General features: G+C 63.6%; 7 protein-coding genes. 1 reads left to right on the top strand and 6 read right to left on the bottom strand.

Features of this window, described 5'->3' with window-relative positions; translation table 11 throughout:
- The 4 genes from AC1DD7_RS13510 to AC1DD7_RS13495 all read right to left on the bottom strand — a co-directional run.
- The coding region (locus tag AC1DD7_RS13510) for an HNH endonuclease signature motif containing protein (RefSeq protein WP_477515363.1) at positions 1-1,898 on the bottom strand (1,898 nt) is incomplete at its 3' end.
- A 75-nt stretch (positions 1,899-1,973) separates the two neighbouring features.
- Positions 1,974-2,471, bottom strand: coding sequence for a DinB family protein (locus AC1DD7_RS13505; RefSeq protein WP_477515362.1), 498 nt, complete (start codon positions 2,469-2,471; stop codon positions 1,974-1,976).
- Positions 2,468-2,935, bottom strand: coding sequence for a VOC family protein (locus AC1DD7_RS13500; protein ID WP_477515361.1), 468 nt, complete (start codon positions 2,933-2,935; stop codon positions 2,468-2,470). The genes AC1DD7_RS13505 and AC1DD7_RS13500 overlap by 4 nt, the downstream gene beginning before the upstream one ends.
- 35 nt (positions 2,936-2,970) lie before the next feature.
- Positions 2,971-3,738, bottom strand: coding sequence for an SDR family oxidoreductase (locus AC1DD7_RS13495; RefSeq protein ID WP_477515360.1), 768 nt, complete (start codon positions 3,736-3,738; stop codon positions 2,971-2,973).
- Positions 3,739-3,901: 163 nt separating this feature from the next.
- Between AC1DD7_RS13495 and AC1DD7_RS13490 the strand changes: the two genes are divergently transcribed.
- Entirely contained in the window at positions 3,902-4,591 is a 690-nt protein-coding gene (locus AC1DD7_RS13490) for a hypothetical protein (RefSeq protein WP_477515359.1), read from the top strand.
- 112 nt (positions 4,592-4,703) lie between these two features.
- Here AC1DD7_RS13490 and AC1DD7_RS13485 read toward each other — a convergent pair whose 3' ends face one another.
- Together AC1DD7_RS13485 and AC1DD7_RS13480 are read right to left on the bottom strand one after the other, a co-directional pair.
- Positions 4,704-5,216, bottom strand: coding sequence for a GNAT family N-acetyltransferase (locus AC1DD7_RS13485; RefSeq protein ID WP_477515358.1), 513 nt, complete (start codon positions 5,214-5,216; stop codon positions 4,704-4,706).
- A gap of 22 nt (positions 5,217-5,238) precedes the next feature.
- Positions 5,239-7,584, bottom strand: a complete 2,346-nt coding sequence (locus AC1DD7_RS13480) for a beta-xylosidase/alpha-l-arabinosidase (protein ID WP_477515357.1) — start codon at positions 7,582-7,584, stop codon at positions 5,239-5,241.
- Between the last annotated feature and the right edge of the window lie 159 nt (positions 7,585-7,743).

Genomic DNA, 7,743 nt, shown 5'->3' with positions numbered 1-7,743 from the left:
AGGGGTGTGTGGTGGTGGTTGCGTCGTGGTGTTTGGTGGGGGTCGATGTGTGGTGGTGGGGTGAACCAGGGCACGCCGGTGGTCATGTCGATCCGCCATTGTTCCTTGTGGATGACGTGGTGGTGGTGGCTGCAGAGCAGGGTGCCGTTATCGGTGGACGTGGGGCCGCCGTGTGACCAGTAGGTGATGTGGTGCGCTTCGCACCAGGGGGCGGGCATGGTGCAGTCGGGGAACGCGCAACCTTGGTCCCGGGCAGCGATGGCTTTGCGGATGTGGGGCGGGAAAATCCGGGTGGTGCGGCCGATGTCCAGGACGCGGGAGTCGCTGCCGAGCAGGACGGGGAGGATGTCCGCGTCGCAGGCGATTTTTCGGATGGTGTTGGGGTGCATCGGGCCGACGAAGGTAGCGGTGCCGGTGCTGAGCCGCAGCTGTTGCGGGTCAGGTCCAGTGGTCTGGGTGGTTACTTCGCTGGGGGTGGTGGCCGCGCCGGGCGGGGTGGTGGCTGTGCGGGTGAGTTGTTGGACGAGGTCCCGCCAGTCGATGGTGGCCGTGACTTGGGGGCGGAGTCCGCCGTTGGCTGGCAGTTTCCCGGTAGTCAGGGCGACCGCGCAGGCTCCGACGAGTCCGTCGAGGAGTTTCATGGGCCGGGAACGCCGGTCCAGGTCCGGTCCGGTTGGTTTGTTTCCGGTGTCGTTGTTTCCGCTGTCACTGCCGTGGACAGACCCTGGTGCTTGGCAGTCACCGTTCCCGTCGCTTGTCCCGGCGGCTGCGGTGCCGGGCTCGCCGTTGTGGCCCGTGAGTCGGGGGTTGGTGGCGGTGTTCATGGCGGTGGCAAGGGTTTCGTATTGTTCTGCGGTGGCGAAGATTTCGATGTGGTGGAGCCCGTGGCGGCGTCGGCGGCGGAAGAACGCGCCTTGGAGTTGGCGGAGGATTTCTTCGCTGGGTTCGGGTCCGTCCTGGTCGATCTGGTCGTTCCAGCGTTTGGTCATTTTCAGGACGAAGTCGGGGTCGGATTCGATGGCGGTGCGGGTGAGGGCGTGTTCCATCCGGGTGAGGGTGTCGTCGTCGGTGAGGAGCCGTACTTTGTCCAGGGCTGCGCTGATGATGCTCGCGGACCGGGTAGGTATCTGGGTGGTTTCGAGGGCCTGGGCGAGGATTTCACGGCGGGCGGGGATGTGTTGACCGGCGATTCCGGTCCGGGGGAGGACCTCGGAGGCCAGGGCGAGCCGGCGGTTGGCTTCGCTTTTGCTGATCCGCAGGCTCGCGCGCAGGAATTCCGCGGCGTTCCGGTAGCCATCATCCGCCACCGCAGCAGCGTCTGCGGCGGCGGTGGCGGTGGCGGGGTTTGGTCCTGCTGCTGCCGGGGCCGGGGCCGCAGGGTGTGTGGTTCCAGTGCCTGTGGTTCCGGGGTCGGTCCAGCCTGTCTGCCATCCCGTGCCCGCAGCGGATGAGGGCCGTGCCTGCTGGGCTTGCGTGCGGGTCCGTTCCACTGCCTGCGCCGCGATGACCTGCAGGTACTCCACGGTGCGGGAGATCTCCTCCACCTGCCCGGCGAACCGCACGGCCTCGGCAAACCCGAACGTCAGGGCACCGGCCACAGTGACGGAGCGCAGCGATTCCAACGCCTCAACGCTGTCAGCCAGCGCACCGTCTAGTCCCGAGGAAACAGGGATGACTTCAGGGTCGACCTTAAGGGCGGCGATGGATTGCGGTTTAATGCCGCGAAGCAGCGCCATGGCCCGGGCGTTCTCCGAATCGGTGACTACCGCCGTCGGGCTTTCACGGCCGCCTTGGCCGTGGGCAGAGATGGTGTGGCTTCCGGGGGGAAGGCGTCGGGGGCGCAACGCGGCGCCAGACAGCGCTGCCCGTCGCGCCAGAATGTCCCCAATGCTTCCCATGAATAAAGCCTCTCACCAGGGGCTGACATTATTAGCTCCCTCGCATTTGGAACCAGGGAACGCGGGAAACTGCGGCTATTTGCTAGTGACTTGTTCCCGCAGAATGTCCGCATGGCCGCAGTGTTGCGCGAGCTCGCGCAGCATGTGCAGATACACCCAGCGGAGGGGGAGCGGGCCGCGTCGATTTCCGAGCACCAGATCGTCCAGCCCTAAGTCCGAAGCAGCCAGCCGCGAGGCCTCGCACGCTTCGCGATGTGCCTGCTGAATGCTTGCGATGGTGTCGGTGTCCTCGAGAATAAACGACTCGTCAGGCGTGGCGGGGATGCCGATTTCGCTGCGGGACCGGCACGAGATGGCCTCGTCGAACCACACCTTTTCCACGAACGTGGCGTGCTTCAGCAACCCCAAAAGCGTTGTTCGCGAAGGGACCAACGGGCGCCGCGCTTGCTCCTCCGTTAGCCCGTCCAACGACTCGTAAAGTGCTCGCCGATGCTCATCAAGGAATGCATCGAACTGGGAGCGGACGTCGTGGTTGATGACGTCCTCAGCGAAGGTGGGCGGGAAGACACTCATCCGAAAACCACCGTATCGTCGTCGTCGATCCTCCAGCCCGGGTTGTGCGCGATCTCCCAGACGATGCCGTTCGGATCCTTGACGTGGCCGTGGAAAATGCCCCCGAAAGCACTGGCCTGGGCGGGCTTCAGCACGGTTGCCCCGGCAGCTACCAGTTTGTCGATAGTGCTGGACACTTCGGCCGCACTATCGACGTTATGCGAAAGAGTCACGCCACTGACGCTGCTCGTCGGAACGTCGCTGCCCGTCGGAAAGGTGCTGTTCGTCGAAATGGCGCTGTTGAGGTCTTGATTGAACTTTTCAGCATCGAACAGGCCAAGCATCAAGCCCGGTCCGACCTGGAAGAAAATGATCTCACCGGGCACGTCCATGAGCGGATCCCAACCGAGCCCGTCCTTGTAGAACGAACGGGCTCGATCGAGATCCGACGTGGCAAACGTGATGAAATGCAGTCGCTGGTCCATACGGACATGCTAGCGACAGAGTACGACGGCGGGACTCAGCTAAGGTGCTGACGGGCACCGTTGAGGTGGGAAGCCGGGGCCGCGAAGAGAGCGGAGACGTGGTCGCCAAGCTCGTTGACGTGGGTGTAGCCCGGGAACTTGCGGTGCGGAGCCGCTGCCTTCATGGCGTCGTCCAGCAGGGCCTTGACCACGAACACCACTGCGGCCGATGTCTGCTCCTTGGGCTCAGTCTTGTGGCCGGACTGGGCGGCCTCGAAGCCGTCCGCGACACCAAGGACCCAAGCCTCGGAAGCAGCCTTGATTGCTGCGTAGCTGGCGCCGGACGCTGTGGGCTTGGCTGCAGCGACAGCCGAGACGACGGCCAGGCGTCCACGCGGGGATGCTTCCAAGTCGGAGTAGAACGCACGGGAGGTATTCCGGAGCGTCGTCATGATACTCGTGTGCAGGACGTCCCAGTCCTCGTCCCTCTGTCCGACGATACCCTCGCCGCCACGCCATCCGCCGACGAGGTGAATCAGTCCATCCACCGATCCGAACTCGCTCCTGACGGAACCTGCCAGGGCTTCGACCGACTCCGGGTCCGAAAGGTTGCAGGTGTAGGGCACCACACTGTCGTGGGAGGCCGCGAGTGCTTCAAGGCGCGCAGCGTCCAGATCCACGGCGGCCACACGGGCTCCAAGGGCAACCAGCGAACCGACCACGGCCTGACCCGCGGCACTGGTGGATCCCGCAACGACGACGTTGAGAGGCTGAGTGGATTCGGCGCCGGATGCCACGTCGTTGTGGTCATTCGTGATTGGCATGTGTGTCCTTCCAAAGGGAAAAGCTGGTCAGAAGGAGCCTACCCAGTGATCCAGACTGGCTTATCAATAAACAGCTTGAGAGTAAGAATCTCTCATGCTCACGCACCGCTGACTCAGCCTAAGCCCACGGACGAGGTGGGCTTCGAAGTGGGAGGATGAATCTGTGGAACCCCTCTTCGACTTTCTTGGCAGTTACTGGTGGCTCATTTTTCCTATCGGCGGGATGGCTGGCGGGTGGGCAAGGTCGTGGTCCAAAGCAAGCGAGGAGCGCCATCGCCGCAAGGTGGAGTTGTACAAGTTGAAGAACCAGCTTGCGGTGCACGAGCAGGCTAACCAGGCCGAGGTTATCTCCTTGATGACAACGCACGATGCCGTGAACCATAAGTGGCTGGACTACGAGCTGGACGTTGGGAAGCTCATCGACTACCCGCTGATGACCGACGTCCGCGAGCCGCTAACGGTAGCCTTCCTCCGCGCCAAAAAGGAAGCGGATGGACTGCGGCCCGCCGCGCCACAGGACATAACGACGCCGGCCCGGCTGGCTGAGTATCGTGCCGCTGTCCACAGCTTCGAACTCGCTTTCGATGTGGGCGAACGCGAGGCCAGGCGCATCAAGGACAGCAACTTCACCGGCCCGGAGCGTCAAAGACTGGCAACGGCGAGGAAGCTGCTGCGCATTGCAGAAGACTCCGCGGCTACCCCGGCAGAACGTCAAACGGCGTACAAGCGTGCGCGCAAGGAACTCGATGGCCTCATCGTCCTTCCGGAGGCGACCGTTGCCGCGCTAGAAGGCAGAATCGCTGGAATGCTCGGCGTGCGACAAGACCCTGACACCGACGCGCGGATCGCCTGAAACTCACTCCTTTGACGCTCAGGGCCTTGTCTTCCCGACCTCCTTTGAATCCAAGGCGGCCGTTTTGCAACCCAAATGGGGTGCATCACGGCTGAACCGAGACCAAACAAGGTCAGGACCCCACGGAGTTCAGCTCAATCCCCATCACTGTCCGAACGATCGAGCCCCCGAGGTCGTCTTCCCAATGGGTCATCCCGATGTGTTCGGCGACCCGGCGGGAGGCGATGTTGTCGGGGTGGATGATGGCCACGAGACGGTCGACACGAGCCTCGTCCCGGGCAAAATCAACGCAAGCTTGAGCAGCTTCCTTGGCGTAGCCTCGCCCCTGGAGGTCCGATCGCACGTGGTAGCCGACTTCCAGCTCGCGGCGCCCATTCACTGTTTGCCAGGTCAGCCCGCAGTCGCCCACAAAACCGCCGTCGTGCGTTTCCAGAACCCACAACCCGTACCCGTCGCGAGCGTAATTGGCCTCGTTCCAAGCGATCCAAGCCGCAGCTTCTTCCCGTGACTTCGGAGCGGGGTAGTACGCCATGACCTGAGGATCGCCGAGCATGTCGGCCATAGCCTCAAGATCGGCAGGCGTCATCTCGCGGAACCGCAGTCTGACCGTGGAAAGTGGGAGCATCTCCACAGCCTACAGACCGCAATTAGGCCAATGCCCGCACCTCCACCGGCGTCAGCATCTCCCGCTCAAAGCCCACAACCCGTCGCGGCCCATGCAGGATCACCTCGTGAGTATGCACATCGCAGGTACTGGACGTAGACACATGCAGTTTCACCAGGCCAGGGGTCACCACACGGGCAAGGTCCAGTCCGGTAAAGGATGTCCGGTCGGCGTGGACAACAAAATCCACGACGCCGGACGCGCCGGCTTCCAGCTCTACCCGGGCGTAACCGATGAGCTCGCGCACGGGACGAACAACCTCGCCCACCGGGTCCTCCAAGTACAGCTGCACTACCTCAGCGCCAGCGCGGGCACCGGTATTCGTCACCGTACAACTGATGGTGACCGAGCCCGACGTCGGCATCGCGGGAGCGCTGCACTGGTGGTCTGAGAGCTCGAAGCTCGTATATGACAAACCGTGCCCGAAGCCGAACAGCGGGGACGGGTCCAGTGCGCTGACTTCGGTAGGCCCGGACAACCGCGAGTGAAGGTACGTTCCTGGTTGTCCGCCGGGGGAGCGGGGCACAGAAACGGGAAGCTTTCCGGAGGGATTGACGACGCCGGTCAGCACGTCCCAGAGTGCCTCGCCGCCCTCTTCGCCCGGGAAGAAGCCTTGCACGATCGCATCGGCGCGTTCCACGAAGTCGCCGAGTGCATAAGGCCGGCCGCTGAGTACCACCACCACGGAACGGGTCCCGGATTCGGCGCAGGCGCTGAGGACTCGGTCCAGCATGTGGTGCTGGTCCCCGGGAAGGCGGAGATCGGCGGCGTCGTTTCCTTCACCTGACGTGCCCCGGCCGAACAGTCCGGCGTTGTCGCCAACCACCACAACGCAGGTATCCACGGAGGCGGCGGCATCGCAGGCTGCGGAAATCTCGGCGTCAGTGGCTGACTCACAATTCCCTGTCACGGAACTCACCACGGAGTGGAAGCGCGAGGAAGCCACACCCGTGACTGTCGGGACGGAAATGCCCATCGGTACGTCCGGGTGGGAAGCCCCCACGTGGGCGTCAAAGGAGTAGCAGCCCAGCATGGCGAACGGGTCGTCGGCCAACGGCCCAACAACGCCAATCGTTCCGGAACCAGAAAGGGGCAATGCAGGCGACCCGGCGAAGGCCCGGTTGCTCAGCAGCACCAACGACTCTGCAGCGAGCTCCCTCGCCAACGCCCGGTCCGCGGCAGGATCCAGTTCAATGGGGCCGGAAAGGGCAGCCGGCACTGCGGAGAAGTCCGGCGACAAGAGACCAAGCTCGGCCTTCTGGGCAAGAACTCGTCGAAGCGCCGAATCAACCACGGATTCGTCCACGGCGCCCTCGCGAACGCGTGCGGCCAGCGGCTCACCGAAGCAGTTGACGGTGGGAAGTTCAACGTCGACGCCGGCCCGCAGCGCGAGCACGGCGGCGTCACCGGAATCGGCCGCCACACCGTGCGTGACGTCAAGGAACGCGATCCCAAAGTAGTCGGCCACCACCGTGCCGGCGAAACCCCACTCCTCACGAAGAAGCCCAGTGAGTAGTTCGTGGTTCGCGGCGGCAGGTACGCCGTCGACGTCGGTATAAGCGTGCATCACAGAGCGTGCGCCGCCGTGGCGGATCGCCATTTCAAACGGCGGCAGCATGACGTCGGCGAGTTCGCGGGGGCCCATGGAGACGGGGGCGTGGTTGCGGCCGGCCTGGGACGCCGAGTAGCCCACGAAGTGCTTGAGGGTGGCGACAATGCCGGTGGATTCGAGCCCCTGGACGTAGGCAGTCGCGACCGTGCCCACCAGGTAGGGGTCCTCACCGATGGTTTCCTCGACGCGGCCCCACCGGAAATCGCGGACGACGTCCAGCACGGGTGCCAGTCCCTGGTGGACGCCCAAACTTCGCATGGAAGAGCCAATTCTGACCGCCATCTCCCGGACCAAAGTTGGGTTGAACGTGGCACCCCACGCCAGTGGGACCGGGAAAGCCGTTGCCTTCCACGCTGCCAAACCGGCCAGGCATTCCTCATGCACCTGCGCAGGGATGCCGAATCGGGAGGCTGCCATGATCTGTTCCTGTGCGGCCGCAAGTCGCCGGGCGCCCTCGGATGGGTCCACTGGGACGGTGCCGTACATGCGCGTGATCTGGCCCAACCCATGGGAGATGACCTCGTCCCAGGAACGCGTATCGCCCGCCATCTGGCTCTGCAGCGGTGCCACGGAATCGCCGTCGCTGGAAGCATTGACCCACACGCCTACCAGTTGGGCGAGCTTTTCTTCCAAGGTCATTTCGCGGATGAGGTGTTCCACGACGTCCTGGGCGGGGACGCGGGCAAGTGCTTGCTGTTCAGCGGCGCCGCTGCTCACAGGCTTCTCCTTGGGTTGATTGGCGATTTTTAGAAACTATCAGAAACTTCGGATTAGTTTCTAGGCCTGAAATGTGTTGATTTACGAGCAGATTCTTCATAGCGTTGACGAAGCAGGATGCAACGAGTGCCAGTTTGCGCCGCTAAAGATCAGAAACTT

It is taken from the genome of Paenarthrobacter sp. 10L412 (assembly GCF_056395565.1).
The sequence above is the reverse complement of the archived record's forward strand: the minus strand, read 5'-3'. Positions and strand labels throughout refer to the sequence as shown.